The sequence below is a fragment of the Streptomyces sindenensis genome (assembly GCF_014649035.1).
Classification (GTDB): Bacteria; Actinomycetota; Actinomycetes; order Streptomycetales; family Streptomycetaceae; genus Streptomyces; species Streptomyces sindenensis.
This window is the reverse complement of record NZ_BMSG01000031.1, coordinates 37,930-57,312: the sequence shown is the minus strand read 5'-3', so window position 1 is coordinate 57,312 and position 19,383 is coordinate 37,930. Positions and strand designations below refer to the sequence as shown.

The following is a 19,383-nucleotide window of genomic DNA, read 5'->3' as shown; positions in this document are numbered from 1 at the left end:
AGTATCCCGACCGGTCCTGCCTCACGTCCGACACCACGTACAGGCGCGAGGACGCCCGGTGTCAGGCGCGGAACTCCGCCGGGCGCTCCGGCGACGCCTCCGAGAGCGCCTTCACGATGGCGTCGACGTCGCCCCGGTTGCCGTACACGGGCGTACCGGGCTGCTGGCGCCACGACTCGTCCAGGCCACCGCTGTCGACCGTGTCGAAGCCCAGTTCGTCGATGAGGCCGCGCACCGTCCGCTTGGCCTCCGGGTCGTCTCCGGCCACCGGGAGCGCCTGGCGGTCCGGCGTGCCCTGGGGGCGACCCCGGTCCAGGATGTCCTGCGCGTACGTGCCGTTGAACGCCTTGACCACGGGGTGGCCGATCTGCTGCTCCGTCCACCGGCTCTCGGGCAGCCCGTCCTCGATGGCGGCGATGCGGCCGTCACGCTGCTGCGGGTAGTAGTTGCCGGTGTCGATGACCGCGACGCCCTCCGCCGCGCCGTCGAGGAATCCGGCGGGCAGGTCGGGCACGGCCTTCAAGGGCACGGTGACCACGACCACCCGGGCGCCGTCGGCGGCCTCCGCCGCGGTCACGGGCGTCGCCCCGGTCTCCTCGGCGAGAGCGGTGAGCGTCTGCGGTCCGCGGGAGTTGGCGACGGAGACCTCGTGCCCGAGGGCGGTGAGACGCCGTGTCAGATTGCCGCCGATGTTGCCCGCGCCGATGATGCCGATCTTCATGGATCAGACCTTTCTTAGCTTGCCCGGTGCAGAGGGGTGGGTTCTGTCGCTTCACCAACTCCGCCTTCGGAGGGACTATTCCGATCTCCGCGAAGGAATATCCGAACGGCCCCTGGGTGTTGATGTGCGCTCAGCGTGGCGCCGACCGGGGCGGAGCGTGCGCCGTAGGCCATTTGAGTGTCCTTGTCGGCCGCTCGCGCCGGACGGGGAAGGATGTCCCACCGCACAGATGGCCGCGGGTCCATTCTGGTCGCCGAGTCCATACGGGCCGTCGACCGAAGGAGCGTCGTAGTGACGACGAGAGGCATCTCGCAACCGGTGGAGACCGATACCGCCGAAGAGGACGAAATGCCGGTACGGAGCGGAGAACCCGGCAACGTGGTCATCAAGTGGCTGACCACGACGGACCACAAGACGATCGGTACGCTCTACCTCGTCACCTCCTTCGCGTTCTTCTGCCTGGGAGGGATCCTTGCCCTGGTGATGCGGGCCGAGCTGGCCCGGCCCGGTATCCAGCTGATTTCGAACGAGCAGTTCAATCAGGCGTTCACGATGCACGGCACGATCATGCTGCTGATGTTCGCGACGCCGCTGTTCGCCGGATTCGCGAACTGGATCATGCCGCTGCAGATCGGCGCGCCCGACGTGGCGTTCCCGCGGCTGAACATGTTCGCGTACTGGCTCTACCTCTTCGGCTCGCTCATCGTGGTGGCGGGCTTCCTCACCCCGCAGGGCGCCGCGGACTTCGGGTGGTTCGCCTACGCGCCGCTGAACGACGCGGTCCGTTCGCCGGGCATCGGCGCCGACATGTGGATCATGGGCCTGGCCTTCTCCGGCTTCGGTACGATCCTCGGCTCGGTCAACTTCATCACCACGATCATCTGCATGCGCGCACCCGGCATGACGATGTTCCGCATGCCGATCTTCACCTGGAACGTCCTGCTGACCGGCGTACTGGTCCTGCTGGCCTTCCCGGTCCTGGCCGCGGCCCTGCTGGCGCTGGAGGCCGACCGTAAATTCGGCGCCCATGTCTTCGACGCGGCCAACGGCGGCGCACTCCTGTGGCAACACCTGTTCTGGTTCTTCGGCCACCCCGAGGTCTACATCATCGCCCTGCCGTTCTTCGGTATCGTCACCGAGATCTTCCCGGTCTTCAGCCGCAAACCGGTCTTCGGCTACATCGGACTGATCGCGGCCACCATCGCCATCGCCGGACTGTCCGCGACCGTGTGGGCGCACCACATGTTCGTCACGGGTGCGGTGCTGCTGCCGTTCTTCTCCTTCATGACGTTCCTCATCGCCGTACCGACGGGCGTGAAGTTCTTCAACTGGATCGGCACGATGTGGAAAGGGTCGCTCTCCCTGGAGACCCCGATGCTGTGGGCCGTCGGATTCCTGGTCACCTTCCTGTTCGGCGGTCTGACCGGAATCATCCTCGCCTCACCGCCCCTGGACTTCCACGTCTCCGACTCGTACTTCGTCGTCGCCCACTTCCATTACGTGGTGTTCGGCACCGTGGTGTTCGCGATGTTCGCGGGATTTCACTTCTGGTGGCCGAAGTTCACGGGGAAGATGCTGGACGAACGGCTCGGGAAGATGACGTTCTGGACGCTCTTCGTCGGATTCCACGGAACGTTCCTCGTTCAGCACTGGCTCGGCGCCGAGGGCATGCCGCGCCGCTACGCGGACTACCTCGACGCCGACGGCTTCACCGCGCTGAACACCATCTCCACCATTTCCTCGTTCCTGCTCGGCCTGTCGATCCTGCCGTTCTTCTACAACGTCTGGAAGACCGCGCGGTACGGCAAGAAGGTCGGCGTCGACGACCCGTGGGGCTATGGCCGTTCGCTGGAGTGGGCGACCTCCTGCCCGCCGCCGCGGCACAACTTCGTCACCCTGCCGCGGATCCGGTCCGAATCCCCGGCGTTCGACCTGCACCACCCCGCGATCCGCACCTTGGAAGAAGCCACCAACCGCCCCGACACCTCCGACATCGTCGCTCCGGGGGACCGGCACGAGCAGTGACGTCGGCCCCGGACCTGACGGCGTGACGGAGAGGAGGACAGGTGAAACCCGACAAGGACAGCGCCAGGGGCCTGGCACAACTGGAGGGCTTTCTGCTGTGGAACGCCGAAGTCGAACGGGCGCGACGGCAGGCACGCCGCTTCACCGACCAGTTGCCCTGGCTGACCACGGCGCAGCGCGAGGACGTCGAGCGGGTGTTCATCACCGAACGCGTCGCCGTATCGCGGGAGTCGCTCACCCGCATCCGTGACCGAGCGGAAGAACTGCGCGAGGAGTACACCGGGCGCTACGCGCGGCTCAGGGCCCGCTGCGTCGCCGTCTCGGTCGGTGCGGTGGGCGCGGTGACCTGCCTCGGTACGGCGGTGACCCTGGCCATCCGCTGATCCCCAAGGCCCCGGGTGCGGCCGGCCGCACCCGGGGCCTTGGGGGCGAAGGAGCGGAGCCGGTACGTCAGTGACGTACCAGGCAGAAGGGGTGCCCGGCGGGATCGGCGTACACACGCCAGCCGCGCTTCTCGTCCCCGGCGTCGAGCAGCGAGGCCCCCGCCGCCAGGACCTCCTCGTGCGCCCGTTCCTGGTCGGTCACGCCGAAGTCCAGGTGGAACTGCTGGGGCACCTCCTGACCGGGCCAGCGCGGCCGCCGGTAGTCCGCCACCCGCTGAAAGGCGAGGACGAGCCCACCGGGCGTGTGCAGCGTCGACCACTCCGCGTCGCACCCCCACCGCCGGTCGGGACGGTCGACCTCGCCCCCCAGCAACGACGCGTAGAAGCCGGCCAGTTCCCTCGGGTCCGGGCAGTCCAGGACCACGCACTCCAGTTCAGCGATCATGACCGCATCGTAGGCATCCCCCGGCCACGCCGCGCGTGCCGCGCGAGGTCAGCGGGCCCCGAACACCTGCGTCCACACCGGACCGCCGCCGGAATCCTGCTTCCCCATGCCGATCTCCTTGAACGAGCAGTTGAGGATGTTCGCACGGTGCCCCGGGCTGTCCATCCAGGACCGCATCACGTCGGCCGGCGTCCGCTGACCCTTGGCGATGTTCTCGCCGTACGTCGACCACCGGTATCCGGCGGCGGTGATCCGGTCGCCCGGGTCCCGGCCGTCCTGCGAGGTGTGGGAGAAGTAGTCCTGGGCTGCCATGTCGGCGGAGTGCCGCTGCGCGGCCGTGTTGAGCAGGCCGTTGACGGACACCGGGCCGCAGCCCTCCTTGGAACGCTCGGCGTTGACCAGCTCGGCGACCTGCTCGGCCATCCCCGACGGGGCGGGCGGCGCGGGAGCGGGAGGGGCCGGCTTCGGAGCCGGAGCGGCGGAGCTGGGTGCGGGCGGCGGCGTCGTGCTCTTCTCCGGCTCGGGCTTGGGCTTCGGCTTCTTCGAAGGACTCGGCGACTTCGAGGCGCTGGGCGAGGTGGACGCCGATGGGGAGGGGGACGAGGAGCTGGGGGCGGCCGATGTGGGCGCCTGCGTACGGGGGGCCGGAGCATCGGCCGTGACGATCGTCGAGTCCCGGTCGTCGCCGTCGGTGTAGAGGTGCACCGCCGCGCCGCCCGTGCCCAGCGCCGCGACCGCGACGACCGCGGCGACGGCGGAGTTGCGACGGCGCCGCCGGGCCTGCACCCGTCTGCGCTCGGCGCGCCCCGCCCCGGCACCGTCCGCACCCGGAACGGGCGCCTGGAGGTGCGCCGCCGTGGCGAACAGCTCGGGAGCGGCCCCGGCTCCCGCCGCCGTTGCCACCGGCACGAGCGCGAGGCCCACCAGCAGCCCCTCGGCGGGCACCAGATGTGCCCCATGACCCGAGCACACCGTGCACTCGCGGGCATGGCGGGCCAGCCGCTTGCGCCACAGGGCGGAGGGGACGCCGTCCCAGCCGGCGGTGATGTCCTCCAGGAGCACGCACGGCGGATCCGCCGCCAGCGCGCCCACGACGACCCGCGCCGCCTCCAGCTGGGCCTTCATCCGCTGCACCCGTACGGCGGTGTGCTGCGGGGTGAGTTCGAGAGCGGCGGCGACCTCGGCCCGGGACAGATGCCCGGCGGTCTCCAGCCACCACAGCGACAACAGGGCGCGGTCGTCCTCGTCCAGCCAGCGTGTCGCCTCCGCCACCTGCCGCCGCTGGCCGGTCAGGCCGAGCTCCAGGATCGTCACCTCGACGAAATCGGCGCGGGGGTCCGGCAGATCGTACGCGGCGTCCAGCCGGTCCGCCGGTATCGTGCCCGCCTGCTTCTCGCGCCAGTGCGTACGTATCTCGTTCATGGCTATCGCCACCAGCCAGGAACGGAAGCGCTCCGGGTCGCGCAGTTCGGGCAGCCCCCGGAGCATGCGCAGCACGGTCTCCTGCACCACGTCGTCCACGTCCGCATGGCCGTCCAGCGCACGTCCGACGACGTTGTAGAGCAGCGGCAGGTACGCCGAGACGAGCTGGTCCTTGGCCCGCTGGTCGCCGCCCTGCGCGGCCGCGATCAAGACCGTCGGGTGATCCTTGCCCATGCTGTGCTCACTTTTCCGGGGTCCGGTGCTGTCACTTCCCACATTCGGGAGACGGGGTGAGGGCGGGACGATAACAAGAATCCGGCGAGCAACCCCGGAATCCTTTGTCACGGACCCGCGCCGCCCGGCCCCGCCGGGACCACGGCGGCACCGTGCGCAGCGGCCCCGGCGCACTCCGCGCACTGGTCTGCGGCACGGAAGCCGATCCGTGCCGCAGACCAGTGCGCGGAAATGGGGCGACCGGACGTCGGCCACCCGGTCACCGGCGGCGCGGCTCAGGCGCGGGGCGGCCCGTCCTGGTCGCGGTCCGTGCCCAGCTGCTGCTTGAGCTTGTCCTGGGCGGTGTCGACGTGACCCTTGTACTTGCCCTGCGTACGGTCGTCGACCATGTCGCCGGCCTTGTCGACGCCCTTGCCGGCCTGGTCCTCGTGGCCCTTGAGCATCTTCTTGATCTTGTCCAGTGCGGACATGCGTCCTCCTCGTCGGCTCTGCGCCCCCGCACATCAAGGGTCACCGCACCGGGCTCTGCCCGCATCCGCGCCAGGACCCGGCGAGCTCCCGGGGCCCAGGGACCGGGGGACGCGGAAAGTGTGAAGCCGCGCCGACTGGGCAGATACCGGTTGACCAGGAGGAGGTGGTGGCCGTGGGCCGCATCCGAGTCGTCGTCCGTCGTCCCCCGCCCCCTTCGGGGCCGCCGCCGCTCGATCTGCGCACCCCGTCCGGCCGCCCCCTGCCGTACTGACCGGCCCGGCCCGCCCCGGTTTCGATACGCCCGTGCGGGTTACGGGACTGCCGTGCGCCTCACGTCACGGGGCATCCGGGTGAGGGCCGCCGTCCAGCGGGCCGTGCCGCCGCGGCCTGTCGTCGTACCGCCCCGGGGCCGGCCCCGACAGCGGCGCGAGCTGCTCCACCAGGGCCTCCAGCTCCTCGACGGCGTACTCCGTCTCCCGGCGGATGTTCTTGTGCTCCGCGACGATGGCCCCCAGCAGCAGCGCGGTGAGCGCGACGCAGCCGTTGAGGAGTGACAGATTGGCCATGATCTGCATCAGGCTGTGCCCGGCGAACGGTCCCAGCGCGTCCGTACCGGCGATGATGGCGAGCACCGAGACGACCAGGGCGCACGGTGCGCTGCCCGGCAGCTGGAAGCGCAGGGCCGACCAGATGATCACCGGGAACACCACGTAGATCATCGACTGCGAGCTGCGCGTGGCGATCAGCGACACCACGACCACGGCGACTGCGAGGACCGACGCCTCCAGCCAGCGGTCGCTCGGGCGGGGCCACCGCACCCCGCGCAGGACCAGCAGGACCGGGGTGACCACGAGGACACCCATCGCGTCCCCCGCCCACCAGGACGCCCAGACCAGCCAGAACCGCCCCGGCGGGACCTTGTCGTCGAGCAGGAGCGTGAAGCTCCCGACGGTGGCACTGATCAGCATCCCGGCGAACGCGCCGAGGAAGACCAGCAGGACCCCGTCCCGCAGCCGGGCCAGCTCATTGCGGAAGCCGACCCTCCGCAGCAGGGCGTACGCGGCCAGCGGGGCGGCCGTGTTGCCGAACATGATGGCCAGACGGCTCACGGTGAACGCGTCTCCGATCTCGGAGACCGTGACCAGCGTGCCCAGTGCGATGCCCGGCCAGACGCGGACGCCCAGGCACAGCAGCGCGGCCAGGGCGATACCGGTGGGCGGCCACAGCGGAGTGACGACCGCGCCGTCGATGACGACCTGGCGCGTCAGCCCGACCCGCCCCGCCAGGTAGTAGGCGCCGGCCACGCCCAGGATCTGTGCCACGTACACGGCCCGACGTCTGGCTTCCTTGCTGCGGATCACACCACTCATCAGACACCGACCGCGGCGGGAGTCGGCAGGTGACACGCGCGGTACGGTCCGGCGTCACCGGGCTCCGCGGCGGGCGGCGGCATGCCGCAGGACCAGGACGGCGGCATCGTCCTCGTGCCCGGTCACCTCCGCCGCGCCCAGGACCTCGTCGGCCAGCCGCGCCGCGCTCGCCCCGGCGTGCGCGGCGACCAGCCGCCGGACCCGCTCCAGGCCGTCCTCGATCAGCAGCGACGGCCCCTCGACCACCCCGTCGGTCAGCAGCACGATGGCCCCGTCGCACGCGAGGGTGCGCCGGGTGACGGGATAGCCCTCGCCGGGCTCGATGCCCAACGGCATGCCGCCCGGGTCCTCCGTGACGCCGGAGCGGCCCCCCGTGGTGGCCCACACGGACGCCACGTGCCCGGCCCGGGCGCTGCGCAGCTCCCCGGTCGTCGGGTCCAGCCGCAGGAACGTACAGGTCGCGAAGAGCCCCGAGTCCACGGAGACCAGCAGATCGTTCGTCCGGCCCAGGATCTCGCCCGGATCGGACGCCGTGCCCGCGATGGCCCGCATCGCGATCCGGACCTGCCCCATGAAGGCGGCGGCCTCGACGTCATGGCCCTGTACGTCACCGATGGCGAAGCCGAGCGCCCCGTCCGCGAGGGGGAATCCGTCGTACCAGTCGCCGCCGATGTCCAGTCCGTGACGGGCGGGGGCGTAGCGGGCCGCGGACTGCAGACCGGGGAGCGTGGGCAGGGCCGCGGGAAGCATGTCGCGCTGGAGGGCCTGCGCCAGTTCCACCCTGGCCTGGTGGAACTCCACCTCCCGCCGAGCGCGCGCGGTGAGGTCCTGCAAGGTGTTGAGCAGGTCTTCGGCGCTGGCTGAGCGGGGAGTCTGACGCCGGTTCATGTGCCGCTCCGCGGTGCGTTAAGTCCCTGAATCATATGGCGGGACACCCGGAGCGGCGACTGCGGCGACGGCCGCGTACCGGCGATGGGCGGCCGAGCGCAGCTCAGGACGGACGGGCGCGGTACAGATCGCGGAGGAGGGCGATCTCGGCACCGTGGTGGAGCACCTCCTGGTTGACCCACCAGACGACGTCGACGAAGAGATCCTCGGCGTCGCTGCCGTTCGGATACGCGCTGTACCCGACGGTGTCCAAGGCCGTGTCGTCGGCGCTGAGCAGCGCCTCGCGCCAGGCGGCGGACGCGGTCTCGAAGGCGGCCACCGCCCCGGCGGCGTCCCCCGGGGTGCGGTAGCCCTCGCGGGTGAGCGTCCTGCCGCCGTGGGTGTGGTCGGCGCGCAGGGCGAGCATCTCGGAGAGATGGCTCAGACGCCAGGCGATGGTGGTGAACGGCGGGGGATACGGATGCGGGAAGTCCGCCGCGTCCCGTCCCCAGTCACCGGCCCCGGCCAGAGCGGTGGCCCGCGCCCCGGGGCCGTCGCCGCGACGGCGTAGGGACCAGCAGTCGGGCACGGGTTCCCAGAGGTATTCGTCGTCACCGAGCGGGGTGACGCCCACGTCCATGCCGTTGCCGCTGTCCATGACGGGGCCGGCCAGGCGGGCGAGGAGCCGCTCGCACGCGAAGTCGAACTGCTCGAGCAGGGGGATCAGGCGGGGTGCGATGGTCACCGGTGGAGCGTGCCACAGCCGAGGGGCGGGCGCGCGCCGATTTTGGCGGCCGCCCGCGGGCTCGCCCGGACGGCCCGGCACCGCACGTCCCGCCGCCGGACGGTGGCCGGATGGACGCTCGCACCGAGCCGTTGTCAGTGCTCGGTGGGATGCTGCCCGCATGGACGAGCTGATGAGGCAGCGACGGGTGTACGGCACCGACCACGACGACCCCCGCCCGGGACCCAGGGCGGGGCACGACTACCGCGAGCTGGTCGGCGGCCCGCTCGACGGGCTGCTGCTCGACGTCACCGGCTGGGACGAGGCGGACCTGCGCGACGGCGTCGGGCTGGTCACCGAGATCGGCGCCTACGGGCCCGGCGGACGCGCCGAGTACGGCCCCCGGTCGCCGGACAGCCACCAGTGGGACTGGCGCGGCGACGTGCGGTGACGGGGGCCGGGCGGCGATGGCAGGGGCGGCAGGAATCGAACCTGCGACATACGGTTTTGGAGACCGCCGCTCTGGCCGCTGAGCTACGCCCCTTGGATACGGGCTGAAGCCTGGCACGCTTTCCAGGGCGCGCCAACCGGTTTCCGCGAGAGCGCTCCGGCCCCCTGTCACCGCGCTGGACCGGCCGGTCCCACCCGGCCGCCCGCCGACCGACCGCCACGGGCGGCCGGGTGAGCCCGGGGAGGGGCTGAGGGCCGGCCCGGGCCGTCCGATAGGTTGGCCGGTCATGTGGGCTTTGAGCGCGGCCGGGTACCGGCGGCTGGGTGCGGTGGGATCCCTGGCGATCGTCGGCGGCGGCTGGTTCGCCGGAAAGCTCCCGGCTCACGACCCCTGGGGCGTATGGACCGACCACGGGTCCACCACCAAGGCGGTCGCCGCCGCCGTCGCCTACGTCGGGCTGACCGTGCTCGTCGTGGCCTGGTGGCAGTACGGCAAGAGCGCCTGCACCGTGCGCCACACCCTCGTCACCCTCGCCTGGTGGACGGCTCCGTTCCTGCTCGCGCCCCCGCTCTACAGCGCCGACGTCTACAGCTACATCGCCCAGGGCTCGATGGTCGTCGAAGGGCACGACGTCTACACCGTCGGTCCCTCCGCCCTGGACCCCGGTGGCATCGGCGGCGACGCCGCCGCGAGCGTCGGCAACCACTGGCGCGACACCCCCGCCCCCTACGGGCCGCTCTTCCTGCTGATCTCCGCCGCCGTCGCCCGGACCACCGGCGGCACGATCGTTCCCGCGGTCCTGGCCCTGCGGCTCGTCGCACTCGCCTCGCTCGCCCTGATCGTCTGGTCCCTGCACCGCCTGGCGCGCGAACACGGCCTCAGCGGGAGCCGCGCCCTGTGGCTGGGCGCCCTCAACCCGCTGCTGCTGATCCATGTGGTCGGCGGCGTGCACAACGACGGGCTGATGATCGGCCTGATGCTCGCCGGATTCGTCCTCGCCCTGCGCGGAAAGTGGATCGCGGGCAGCGCACTGGTCGGCCTCGCCATGATGGTGAAGTCACCGGCGGCCGTGTCGCTGCTGTTCATCGGGGTCCTCGTGCACGCCGCCGCGACCGGCCCCCAGTGGCGCCGCTGGGCCAAGGGGCTCCTCGCACCTGGACTGATCGCCTGCGCGGTCGCCGGAGGGGCCACGCTCATCAGCGGCACCGGATTCGGCTGGCTCACCACCCAGGGCGTCGCCGCGAACATCCACACCGCGCTCTCCGTCACCAGCGACCTCGGCCTCGGCCTCGGCGAGCTGGCCCGCCTCCTGCTGGACGTCGACCCGGAGCCGGTCAAGTCCGCCGTCCAGACACTGGGCCTGGCGGTCGCGCTCGGCCTGATCCTCGTCCTGGGCCGCCGGGCGATGCGTGGCACCGTCACACCCGCCCACGCGCTCGGCCTCTCGCTGCTCGCACTGGTCGCCCTGTCGCCCATGGTCCAGCCCTGGTACCTGCTCTGGGGTATGGCCGTCGTCGCCGCCACCGCACCGTACGGCCGCCTCTCCGCCGTCCTGATCGTGCTCTCGGCGGCCCTGGTGTACGAGACGCACCCCATGGGGGCCACCCCGCCCTACGGGTTCGCCCTCGCCGGACTCGCCGTCGCCCTCGGCACCCTCGCGATCCGCCGGACCCCCGTCGTGCCCCCGGACGTCAGGCTGCCCCGCCGCCGCAGCCCGGAGGACGCCGTGGGGCACCAGCACACCCCCGCCGCCGCCGATTCCCGGGCTCCCGCCCCGGCCTCGCGGAACGCGCCGTAGAGAAAACCCCTCGACGCTCCGCGAGATCCTCCGTTACGCTGGGCGGGTCCTGTTGTCTCCGATAGAGGTGGACGTTGCGCATCTGAGGTCCGCGATCATCGCGCGGTACGGCCCTGGCCCGTACACGGTCACGACGCAGTCGGCATGTCTGCCGCCCGTGACTTCCGCGTGGATGCGACCTCGGTGCTGAGCCGTCCCTCACCTTCTCAGGACTGTTCTCCCCACCACTCTCCGGCCCCGGCCGGGTCGCCGCGTGCTGTTCGCATACGAAGCCCCCGTGTTCCTCCGCTTCCGACTGCGAGAACTCCCATGAGCCATCCCACCGCGCCCGGCGCCTCCGTCGCCGCCTCCAACCTCACCTTCCGGTGGCCCGACGGCACGCACCTCTTCGACGGGCTCTCCCTCACCGTCCCCCGGGGCCGCACCGGTCTGGCCGGCGCCAACGGCGCCGGCAAGTCGACCCTCCTGCGCCTGTTCGCGGGACTCCTGCGTCCCGCGTCGGGATCCGTCACCACCGGCGGAAACCTGGCCTACCTGCCCCAGAACATCACCCTGGACACCGGCCTCCGCGTCGACGCCGCCCTCGGCATCGCCGAGCGGCGGGCCGCCCTGCGCGCCATCGAGTCCGGCGACGTACGGGAGGAGCACTTCGAGACCGTCGGCGACGACTGGGACGTCGAGGAACGCGCCCTGGCCACCCTCGGCTCCCTCGGACTCGGCGCCGTCGAACTGGACCGTACCGTCGGGCAGTTGTCCGGCGGAGAGACGGTCCTGCTGCGTCTGGCCGCGCTGCTCCTGGAACGCCCGGACGTCCTCCTCCTCGACGAACCGACCAACAACCTGGACCTCTTCGCCCGGCGCAGGCTCTACGACGCCGTCGACTCCTGGCGCACCGGCATCCTGATCGTCGTCAGCCACGACCGGGACCTGCTGGAACGCGTCGACCGCATCGCCGAACTCCGCTCGGGCTCGGTGAGCTGGTACGGGGGCGGCTGGTCCGCCTACCAGGAGGCCCTCGCCGTCCAGCAGGAGGCCGCCGGGCGGATGCTGCGCGCCGCCGACGCCGACGTACGCCGTCAGCAGCGCGAGCTGGAGGAGACCCGGATCAAGGTGGCCCGCCGCCAGCGCCACGACAAGAAGCTGGACGGTCAGCGGAAGGCCCCGCGCATCGTCGCGGGGGAGCGCAAACGCTCGGCCCAGGAGTCCGGGGACCGGCTGCGCGGACTGCACGAGGACCGCCTCGAAGAGGCCCGCGAGCGCAGGGAGGAAGCGGCCGAAGCCATCCGCCGCGACGCCGAGATCAAGGTGAGCCTGCCCCACACCGCCGTACCGGCGGGCCGCACCGTCCTGACCGTACGGGACCTGAGCCTCCCCCACGGACGGCTGCGCGAGGGCACCCTCCATGTGCAGGGACCCGAGCGCATCGCCCTGATCGGCCGCAACGGGGCCGGCAAGACCACCTTCCTGCGCACGCTCACCGGCGAGCTGGCACCGAGCACCGGAGAGGCCACGGCGGCGGTGCCGCTGAAGTTCCTCCCGCAGCGGCTCGACGTCCTCGACGACGCGCTGAGCGTCGCCGACAACGTCGCCCGCACCGCCCCGGGCACCACCGACAACGAGATCCGCTCCCAGCTCGCCCGGTTCCTCTTCAAGGGCGCCCGCGCCGAGCAGCCGGCCGGGACGCTCTCGGGCGGCGAACGCTTCCGGGCCGCGCTCGCGGCGACGATGCTCGCCGCCCCCGCCCCGCAGCTGCTCCTGCTGGACGAGCCGACGAACAACCTCGACCTGGCCAGCGTGCGCCAGCTGACGAGCGCCCTGGAGTCCTACGAGGGGGCGCTCCTCATCGCCAGCCACGACCTGCCGTTCCTGGAATCCGTGGGCATCACCCGGTGGATCCTCCTGGAGGACGAGCTGCGGGAGACCGACGCGGACGAGGCCGGCGAACTGTTCGGGAGCGCGGATTCCAGGAAGGCGGGCACGGCATGACGGGCACCGACCTGGGCCCCTGCGTCGTCCTGATCACCGGCGTGATGGCGGCGGGCAAGTCCACCGTCGCCCAGCTCCTGGCGGAGAGCCTGCCGCGAGCCGTCCATGTGCGCGGCGACGTCTTCCGCCGCATGATCGTCTCCGGCCGCGCGGAGATGACACCCGACGAGGCCGAGGAGGCGCGGCACCAGCTCGATCTGCGCCAGCGGATCTCCGCGCAGGTGGCCGACGCCTACGCGGACGACGGATGGACGGCCGTCGTCCAGGACATCGTGCTCGGCGAGGATCTGTCGCGTTACGTCGACAGGGTCCGCACCCGCCCCCTGCACGTCGTCGTGCTCGCCCCCTCGCCCGAAACCGTGCGCGAGCGGGAGGAGGCGCGGGGCAAGACCGGGTACGGGGCGTGGACGGTCGAGGCGTTCGACGCGCATCTGCGGAGCGGGACGCCGCGGATCGGGCGGTGGCTGGACACGTCCGGCCAGACACCCGAGGAGACGGTTTCGGCCATCCTCGACGGGCTGCGCGGGTGAGCCGCCGGGTGCGGGCCGCGGCGGGGTGACACGGAGGGGCAGGGGCGGTGCGGGGGCGGCGGCCGTCAGGCCGCCTCGTAGCTGTGGGCCCGCCCGCCCCGCCACTCCACCCAGACCGGGTTGTCGAGGAGCCGGTCCGCTTCTTCGAGGCCGGCCTCGCTCAGGAACACGATCACGTCGTGGTCGCTGTGGGCCAGCCCGAGTATCTCGTCCCGGCCTTCGTAGTGCACGGTCACCCGGCGGCCGCCCGAGGGGGTCGGACGGTGGATGACGATCGGGGGATTTGCCATGGATCCACCCTGCGACGCACCCCGCCCCCGCGCATCCCCGGCCGGACCTCTTCGCGAGCGGCCCGACGACGGCCCGGACGAGGCCCCCGCACCGCCCCCGGGGGCCGCGAGGGCCCTCACCGCCCGGTGCGCGCGAGTTCCACCGTTGTGGTGACGCGGACCAGAGAAGGGCCGCGCGGGGCGGAGCCGAACCCGAAGGCGACCGGTGGTTCGAGCGGGGCGAGCGCGCCCAGGCCCGCGCCGTCCAGCACGGCGTCGGCCGCCACCACCGGCCGCAGCCCCCGTGCCCCGTACCACTCGCGCCGTCCCGGGCCCGCGCGGCCCAGGGTGCGTACGCCGGGCATCAGCAACCGGGCCGGTACGTCGCACAGCGCCGCCCAGACCGGGCTGCGGGCGAACGGGGCGGGAACGGCGGAGAGCAGCAGACCGAGGGCCGACCGGCGTCCGGTCCGCAGTCGCAGGCGCAGCGGCCCCGCCTCGACGAGCCAGGCGGAGGCCCTCGCCGGGGCGACGGCCGTGACGGACACGGGCACCACCTCGATCCGGTCGAAGCGGTAGGTGGCGGCGACGAAATCGGCGATCCGCCGGGACGGGGCCAGCAGGACCCGTTCACCGTCCGGATGCTCGACCATGACGTCACTGAACGCCCCGAACGGCGAACGCGGCCAGTGTCCGACCACCAGCCGGGTCCCCGAGGAGGTCCCCACACCGGCGATCCAGCCGTCGAACCGCAGTCGCTCACCTGTCACGACCGCCAGTCTGCCCCGGAAGCGCCCCGGATCACTCGAAGCGGGACGTGTCCCCGGCTCCGCGGCGGACGATCTCGGGCTCGTCGCCGGAGAAGTCGATGACCGTGGTCGGCTCGGTGCCGCAGTCGCCCGAGTCGATCACGGCGTCCACCTCGTGGTCGAGCCGTTCCTTGATCTCCCAGCCCTGCGTCAGCGGTTCCTCCTCGTCCGGCAGCAGCAGGGTGCTGGAGAGCAGCGGCTCGCCCAGCTCGGAGACCAGCGCCTGGGTGACGACGTGGTCCGGGATGCGCACGCCGACCGTCTTCTTCTTCGGGTGCAGCAACTGACGGGGGACCTCCTTCGTCGCGGGGAGGATGAAGGTGTAGCTGCCGGGTGTCGCCGCCTTGACCGCGCGGAACACGTCGTTGTCCACGCGGACGAACTGCGCCAGCTGCGCGAAGTCGTGGCACACCAGTGTGAAGTGGTGCCGGTCGTCGAGATTCCGGATCGACCTGATCCGGTCGATGGCGTCGCGGTTGCCCAACTGGCAGCCCAGGGCGTAGCACGAGTCGGTGGGGTACGCGACGAGCGCACCGGACTGAAGACTGTCGACCACCGTGCCGATGGTGCGGGGCTGGGGGTTTGCGGGGTGCACGTCGAAGTACTTGGCCATTCGCCGAGCTTACGCGTTCGGGCGGGGCCGGGAGAGCCCTGTGCACGGAAGCGTGAAGAGGCGGCCCGTCGTGCGACGGGCCGCCTCTTCCTCCGCTTAGTGCGCCGGTGTTCGGCGCGGGGCCGGTCAGACCGCGGCGGCCCCCACCAGCTCGTCCAGCACGTCCTCCATGGTCACGAAGCCGATGACGGTGCCCTTGTCCCCGGTGACCGCCGCGAGATGCGTACCGGCGGCACGCATCGCGGTGAGGGTGTCGTCGAGCGGAGTGTCGATCTCGACCCGGATGACCGGGTGGAGGGCGCTCGTCGGCAGCGCCTCGGTGCGCTCCGCGACACCGAGGGCGTCCTTGATGTGGAAGTAGCCCAGCAGCCCGTCGTCGGGGCCGGTGACCGGCAGCCGGGAGAAGCCCGAGGCGACTGCGGCCCGCTCCAGGCCCTGCGGGGTGATGCCCAGGTCGACGGTGACGGTCCGGTTCAGCGGGACCATCACCTCGCCGACCGGCCGGGTCCCGAGCTCCAGGGCGTCCCGCAGCCGCTCGCCGTCGGCCGGGGCCAGCAGCCCGGCCTCGCTGGAGTCCTTCACCAGACGCACGAGCTCGTCGTCGGTGAACACCGAGGCGACCTCGTTCTTGGGCTCCACCTTCAGCAGCCGCAGCAGCATGTTGGCGAAGGCGTTGATGCCGAAGATCACCGGGCGCAGTGCCCGGGTCAGGGCCACCAGGGACGGCCCCAGCGCCAGGGCGGTGGCGACGGGAGCGGCCAGCGCGATGTTCTTGGGGATCATCTCGCCGATGAGCATGTGCAGATACGTCGCCAGCGTCAGCGCGATCACGAAGGCGATCGGGTGGACCAGCGCGTCGGGCACGCCGACCGCGTCGAACGGCGGCTCCAGCAGATGGGCGATGGCCGGCTCCGCGACGGCACCCAGTACCAGCGAGGAGATCGTGATGCCGAGCTGCGCGGTGGCCATGGCGGCCGACAGGTGTTCGAGGCCCCACAGGGTGCTCTTGGCACGGCGGCTGCCCCGGACGGCCTGCGGCTCGATCTGGCTGCGGCGGACCGAGATGAGTGCGAACTCCGCGCCCACGAAGAACGCGTTGGTCAGGAGGGTGAGCGCGCCGATGGCGAGCTGAATGGTGGTCATCGGGCGTCCTCCTCCACGAGGGCCAGCGCCGGCAGGGGCGCGGTGATCCGGACCCGGTCGGCCCGGTGGTGCTCGATGTCGAGCACGTCGAACTGCCAGCCGCCGACCTCGACCCGGTCCGCGCGGACGGGGATGCGGGCCAGCTGATTGGCGAGCAGGCCGGCGAGCGTTTCGTACGGGCCTTCCGGCGCGGTGAACCCGATCCGGTCGAGCTGGTCCAGCCGGATGCTGCCCTCGGCCGCCCAGACCTGGCGGCCGTCGCCGAGCGGCTCGGCCGGTGCGAGGTCGGGGCGCTCGTGCGGGTCGTGCTCGTCGCGGACCTCGCCGACGACCTCCTCCACGATGTCCTCGACGGTGGCGACCCCCGCCGTACCGCCGTACTCGTCGATCACCACCGCCATCGTCCGGTGCTTGCGCAACTGCGCCAGCAGCCGGTCGACGGGGAGCGAGTCGGGGACGAGGAGCGGTTCGGTGGCGAGCGCCGTGACCGGGGTCCGGGGCCGCTCGGACTCGTCGAGAGCGAGGACGTCGCGGATGTGGACCGTGCCGATGACCTCGTCCAGGCTGTCCCGGTAGACCGGGAAGCGGGACAGACCGGTGGCCAGCGTGAGGTTGGCCGCGTCGGCCGCGGTGGCGTGGGCTTCCAGCGCCCGGACGTCGACGCGCGGCGTCATGACGTTCTCGGCGGACAGCTCGGCCAGGTGCAGGGTGCGGACGAAGAGCTCGGCCGAGTCCTGCTCGATGGCGCCCTCGCGGGCGGAGTGCTCGGCGAGTGCCACCAGCTCCTGCGGCGTACGGGCGGAGGCCAGCTCCTCGGCCGGTTCCAGGCCCAGCCGCCGCACGAAGCGGTTCGCGGTGTTGTTGAGGTGGCGGATGAGCGGGCCGAAGGCGGCCGTGAACGCCCGCTGCGGGGTGGCGACGACCTTGGCGACCGTGAGAGGGCTGGAGATCGCCCAGTTCTTCGGGACCAGCTCGCCGACGACCATGAGGACCACGGTGGACACGGCCACGCCGAGGAGCGTGGCGACCGTGGACACGGCGCCGGACGGCAGGCCGACGGCGCCCAGCGGGCCGCGCAGCAGCACCGCGAGGGACGGTTCGGCCAGCATGCCGATGACCAGGGAGGTCACAGTGATGCCGAGCTGGGCGCCGGAGAGCTGGAAGGTGAGGCGCTTGGCCGCCTTGAGGGCGCTCTCGGCGCCGCGCTCACCGGCCTTCGCGGCGCGTTCGAGCTCGCTCCGCTCGATGGTCGTGAGCGAGAACTCCGCCGCGACGAACACCGCACAGGCCAGTGTCAGCGCGAGGGCGAGGAGAAGAAGGACCACTTCGCTCACCGTGTCACCTCCGTCCCCTGGTGCGTGGGGTCGGGGATGACACGGTTCGTACTGGGAGGCTCACCCATTGCGGTGCCGCAGCTCCTTCTCTGTTCGGGTCGTCGGGATCGACGGTGGGGGACGGGTGCGAAACCCGTCTGATAGATAGTAAAGGGAGCGCAAAGCAATGGGGAGTGGCGGGTGTCACACAGGGTGCCGCCCGAAGGGCATCGGCTCGCGTTGGGTGACGGGGTGCGGGCGCGGGGTCATCAGCCGCGATCTTGATGGCCGGAACTGTGCGTGGCGATCGCGGGCTTGGGAAATCCTTTACCTCGCGGGAGTTTCTGCCCGGCGAGGTGGCTCACGCCCCTCGATCGCCCATCCACAGAAGGAGCGGACGCCGCACATGGTGTTCAAGAAGTTGCTCGGAGCCCTCGGGGTCGGTGGCCCCTCGGTCGACACGGTTCTGCAACCCGGTCCGGCCCTGCCCGGTGGTCTCCTCTCCGGAGAGGTCCGACTGCGGGGCGGCGGGTCGGACGTGATGGTCGACGGGATCTCCCTTTTCCTCGTCGCCCGGGTCGAGAGCGAGGGCCAGGACGAGGAGGTCGAGGCCACGGTCGTCCTCGAACGGTTCACCGTCGGCGGCGGCTTCCGGCTGGCCGAGGGGGCCGACCACACCGTGCCGTTCACCGTCACCCTGCCGTGGGAGACGCCGATCACCGAACTCCACGGCCAGCACCTCGGCCCCGTACTCGGCATCCGGACGGAGTTGGAGATCGCGGGGGCGCGTGACAAGGGAGACCTCGACGCGCTCGCGGTGGGACCGCTGCCCGCCCAGGAGGCGATCCTGGAGGCCTTCGGGCAGCTCGGATACGTGTTCAGGTCCGCGGACCTGGAGCTCGGCCACATTCGCGGCACCGGTCAGCAGCTGCCCTGCTACCAGGAGATCGAGATCCTCCCGCCGGCCGGTCACGCCCACGCCGTGAACGAGATCGAGGTGACCTTCATCGCCTCGCAGGGCGGCCTGGAGGTCGTCATCGAGGCGGACAAAGCCGCCGGGCTCTTCACCGAGGGCCACGACACGGTCCACCGCTTCACCGCATCCCACCACGCGGCCCCGCAGACCGACTGGAACGCCCAGGTCGACGCCTGGCTGAAGGAGGTCATCGCCGGCCACGAGGCCCATGGAGCGCCACCCTCGTACGGTGACGAGCACGGCGACCGGCACCGCGCGGGCCCCGGCACGGGCGCCGTGGTGGCCGGGGCCGCGGCGGGCGTGGCCGTCGGTGTCGTCGGCGGCATGGTCGCGGCCGAGGTCGTCGACGAGATCGGCGACGCCTTCGAGGGCGAGGAGGACGAGGAGAGCGGCGAGGAGGGCTGACCCGGGGAAGCCCCGGGCCGGAAGGGGGCCAGTCCGCCTTCCGGCCCGTCCTGTCCGGGGCCGGACGCTCGCGCAGGGCGTCGGGGTCCGGGAGGAACCAGATGTCCTGGCCCCGGTCGGCGTGCCGGACGAGGCCGGGCGGGGGCTGAACCGGCCGCCAGGCACGGCCGATGGCGTGGGTGAAGAGGCCGCAGTCCGGACCGAGCGCGTCGACCTGCACGTTGCTGGACACCTCGACGTGCCCCGGCGCGGCAACCGGAGGCCGGCGTGGGGCCGTGCTGCTGACCGGCGCGCCGGTCAGGGCTTCGCATCCCTCAGCAAGGGAAGATGCGGAGGGATGAGGTGGGCCTGCTCTCGCCCGGCCGTGCTCGGCGGGTGTCGCGGGCTCCGGGGGAGGAAAGCGAGAAGCGAACGGCCGCCCGACGTGG

At 71.9% G+C, this 19,383-nt stretch carries 19 protein-coding genes and 1 tRNA gene; 7 read left to right on the top strand and 13 right to left on the bottom strand.

What is annotated here, in order from left to right; all coding sequences use genetic code 11:
- Positions 1 to 61: 61 nt before the first annotated feature.
- Complete coding sequence (locus tag IE145_RS26830) at positions 62 to 721, bottom strand: NADPH-dependent F420 reductase (RefSeq protein ID WP_189528031.1); 660 nt, start codon at positions 719 to 721, stop codon at positions 62 to 64.
- Positions 722 to 1,069: 348 nt separating this feature from the next.
- Here IE145_RS26830 and ctaD point away from each other — a divergent pair, with 348 nt between their 5' ends.
- Positions 1,070 to 2,746: an aa3-type cytochrome oxidase subunit I gene (gene ctaD, locus IE145_RS26825; protein WP_229825845.1), complete on the top strand. Its 1,677-nt coding sequence runs from the start codon at positions 1,070 to 1,072 to the stop codon at positions 2,744 to 2,746.
- Positions 2,747 to 2,787: 41 nt separating this feature from the next.
- Positions 2,788 to 3,129, top strand: coding sequence for a hypothetical protein (locus IE145_RS26820; RefSeq protein WP_097886059.1), 342 nt, complete (start codon positions 2,788 to 2,790; stop codon positions 3,127 to 3,129).
- 67 nt (positions 3,130 to 3,196) lie between these two features.
- Here IE145_RS26820 and IE145_RS26815 read toward each other — a convergent pair whose 3' ends face one another.
- From IE145_RS26815 to IE145_RS26790, 6 genes are all read right to left on the bottom strand, one after another.
- Positions 3,197 to 3,574, bottom strand: coding sequence for a VOC family protein (locus IE145_RS26815; protein WP_189528029.1), 378 nt, complete (start codon positions 3,572 to 3,574; stop codon positions 3,197 to 3,199).
- Between the two features lie 48 nt (positions 3,575 to 3,622).
- The gene (locus IE145_RS26810) at positions 3,623 to 5,230 is read right to left on the bottom strand and encodes a sigma-70 family RNA polymerase sigma factor (RefSeq protein ID WP_189528028.1); all 1,608 of its coding nucleotides are present in this window, start codon (positions 5,228 to 5,230) and stop codon (positions 3,623 to 3,625) included.
- Positions 5,231 to 5,505: 275 nt separating this feature from the next.
- Positions 5,506 to 5,700: an antitoxin gene (locus tag IE145_RS26805; protein ID WP_107414640.1), complete on the bottom strand. Its 195-nt coding sequence runs from the start codon at positions 5,698 to 5,700 to the stop codon at positions 5,506 to 5,508.
- A 336-nt stretch (positions 5,701 to 6,036) separates the two neighbouring features.
- On the bottom strand, positions 6,037 to 7,062 hold the full coding sequence (locus tag IE145_RS26800) for an MASE1 domain-containing protein (RefSeq protein ID WP_189528027.1): 1,026 nt from the start codon (positions 7,060 to 7,062) through the stop codon (positions 6,037 to 6,039).
- 63 nt (positions 7,063 to 7,125) lie between these two features.
- On the bottom strand, positions 7,126 to 7,959 hold the full coding sequence (locus tag IE145_RS26795; RefSeq protein ID WP_189528026.1) for a PP2C family protein-serine/threonine phosphatase: 834 nt from the start codon (positions 7,957 to 7,959) through the stop codon (positions 7,126 to 7,128).
- Between the two features lie 103 nt (positions 7,960 to 8,062).
- On the bottom strand, positions 8,063 to 8,683 hold the full coding sequence (locus IE145_RS26790) for a DinB family protein (protein ID WP_189528025.1): 621 nt from the start codon (positions 8,681 to 8,683) through the stop codon (positions 8,063 to 8,065).
- A gap of 160 nt (positions 8,684 to 8,843) precedes the next feature.
- Between IE145_RS26790 and IE145_RS26785 the strand changes: the two genes are divergently transcribed.
- Positions 8,844 to 9,113, top strand: a complete 270-nt coding sequence (locus tag IE145_RS26785) for a hypothetical protein (protein ID WP_189528024.1) — start codon at positions 8,844 to 8,846, stop codon at positions 9,111 to 9,113.
- A 17-nt stretch (positions 9,114 to 9,130) separates the two neighbouring features.
- Here the strand turns inward: IE145_RS26785 and IE145_RS26780 are convergent.
- Positions 9,131 to 9,206 (bottom strand) — tRNA-Trp (locus tag IE145_RS26780).
- A gap of 193 nt (positions 9,207 to 9,399) precedes the next feature.
- Between IE145_RS26780 and mptB the strand changes: the two genes are divergently transcribed.
- The 3 genes from mptB to IE145_RS26765 all read left to right on the top strand — a co-directional run bounded on the left by mptB (position 9,400) and on the right by IE145_RS26765 (position 13,427).
- Entirely contained in the window at positions 9,400 to 10,911 is a 1,512-nt protein-coding gene (gene mptB / locus IE145_RS26775) for a polyprenol phosphomannose-dependent alpha 1,6 mannosyltransferase MptB (protein WP_189528023.1), read from the top strand.
- A gap of 309 nt (positions 10,912 to 11,220) precedes the next feature.
- Positions 11,221 to 12,897, top strand: coding sequence for an ABC-F family ATP-binding cassette domain-containing protein (locus IE145_RS26770; protein ID WP_189528022.1), 1,677 nt, complete (start codon positions 11,221 to 11,223; stop codon positions 12,895 to 12,897).
- Positions 12,894 to 13,427 carry an AAA family ATPase gene (locus IE145_RS26765; protein WP_189528021.1) on the top strand — a complete coding sequence of 178 codons (534 nt, stop codon included), beginning with the start codon at positions 12,894 to 12,896 and terminating at the stop codon, positions 13,425 to 13,427. Before IE145_RS26770 ends, IE145_RS26765 begins: the two co-directional genes overlap by 4 nt.
- Before the next feature lie 65 nt (positions 13,428 to 13,492).
- On the opposite strand, the gene IE145_RS26760 is transcribed toward IE145_RS26765, so the two are convergent.
- The 5 genes from IE145_RS26760 to IE145_RS26740 form a co-directional block, all read right to left on the bottom strand.
- Positions 13,493 to 13,717, bottom strand: a complete 225-nt coding sequence (locus IE145_RS26760) for a hypothetical protein (protein ID WP_010062441.1) — start codon at positions 13,715 to 13,717, stop codon at positions 13,493 to 13,495.
- 116 nt (positions 13,718 to 13,833) lie between these two features.
- The gene (locus tag IE145_RS26755; protein ID WP_189528020.1) at positions 13,834 to 14,466 is read right to left on the bottom strand and encodes a hypothetical protein; all 633 of its coding nucleotides are present in this window, start codon (positions 14,464 to 14,466) and stop codon (positions 13,834 to 13,836) included.
- Between the two features lie 31 nt (positions 14,467 to 14,497).
- Positions 14,498 to 15,118 (bottom strand): L-threonylcarbamoyladenylate synthase, encoded by a 621-nt coding sequence (locus IE145_RS26750; RefSeq protein ID WP_189528019.1) that lies wholly within the window; start codon positions 15,116 to 15,118, stop codon positions 14,498 to 14,500.
- Between the two features lie 126 nt (positions 15,119 to 15,244).
- Positions 15,245 to 16,261, bottom strand: a complete 1,017-nt coding sequence (locus tag IE145_RS26745) for a hemolysin family protein (protein ID WP_189528018.1) — start codon at positions 16,259 to 16,261, stop codon at positions 15,245 to 15,247.
- Positions 16,258 to 17,595, bottom strand: coding sequence for a hemolysin family protein (locus tag IE145_RS26740; protein ID WP_189528017.1), 1,338 nt, complete (start codon positions 17,593 to 17,595; stop codon positions 16,258 to 16,260). The genes IE145_RS26745 and IE145_RS26740 overlap by 4 nt, the downstream gene beginning before the upstream one ends.
- Positions 17,596 to 17,980: 385 nt before the next feature.
- Between IE145_RS26740 and IE145_RS26735 the strand changes: the two genes are divergently transcribed.
- Positions 17,981 to 18,955, top strand: coding sequence for a sporulation protein (locus IE145_RS26735; protein ID WP_189528016.1), 975 nt, complete (start codon positions 17,981 to 17,983; stop codon positions 18,953 to 18,955).
- The last annotated feature ends 428 nt before the right edge of the window (positions 18,956 to 19,383 follow it).

Bases quoted from the DNA above. Each gene is read 5' to 3' on its own strand.
- IE145_RS26785 (WP_189528024.1), top strand. From the start codon at position 8,844: ATGGACGAGCTGATGAGGCAGCGACGGGTGTACGGCACCGACCACGAC.
- IE145_RS26795 (WP_189528026.1), bottom strand. From the start codon at position 7,959: ATGAACCGGCGTCAGACTCCCCGCTCAGCCAGCGCCGAAGACCTGCTC.
- IE145_RS26745 (WP_189528018.1), bottom strand. From the start codon at position 16,261: ATGACCACCATTCAGCTCGCCATCGGCGCGCTCACCCTCCTGACCAAC.
- IE145_RS26830 (WP_189528031.1), bottom strand. From the start codon at position 721: ATGAAGATCGGCATCATCGGCGCGGGCAACATCGGCGGCAATCTGACA.
- mptB (WP_189528023.1), top strand. From the start codon at position 9,400: ATGTGGGCTTTGAGCGCGGCCGGGTACCGGCGGCTGGGTGCGGTGGGA.
- IE145_RS26770 (WP_189528022.1), top strand. From the start codon at position 11,221: ATGAGCCATCCCACCGCGCCCGGCGCCTCCGTCGCCGCCTCCAACCTC.
- IE145_RS26810 (WP_189528028.1), bottom strand. From the start codon at position 5,230: ATGGGCAAGGATCACCCGACGGTCTTGATCGCGGCCGCGCAGGGCGGC.
- IE145_RS26750 (WP_189528019.1), bottom strand. From the start codon at position 15,118: ATGGCCAAGTACTTCGACGTGCACCCCGCAAACCCCCAGCCCCGCACC.
- ctaD (WP_229825845.1), top strand. From the start codon at position 1,070: ATGCCGGTACGGAGCGGAGAACCCGGCAACGTGGTCATCAAGTGGCTG.
- IE145_RS26765 (WP_189528021.1), top strand. From the start codon at position 12,894: ATGACGGGCACCGACCTGGGCCCCTGCGTCGTCCTGATCACCGGCGTG.
- IE145_RS26805 (WP_107414640.1), bottom strand. From the start codon at position 5,700: ATGTCCGCACTGGACAAGATCAAGAAGATGCTCAAGGGCCACGAGGAC.
- IE145_RS26735 (WP_189528016.1), top strand. From the start codon at position 17,981: ATGGTGTTCAAGAAGTTGCTCGGAGCCCTCGGGGTCGGTGGCCCCTCG.
- IE145_RS26815 (WP_189528029.1), bottom strand. From the start codon at position 3,574: ATGATCGCTGAACTGGAGTGCGTGGTCCTGGACTGCCCGGACCCGAGG.
- IE145_RS26760 (WP_010062441.1), bottom strand. From the start codon at position 13,717: ATGGCAAATCCCCCGATCGTCATCCACCGTCCGACCCCCTCGGGCGGC.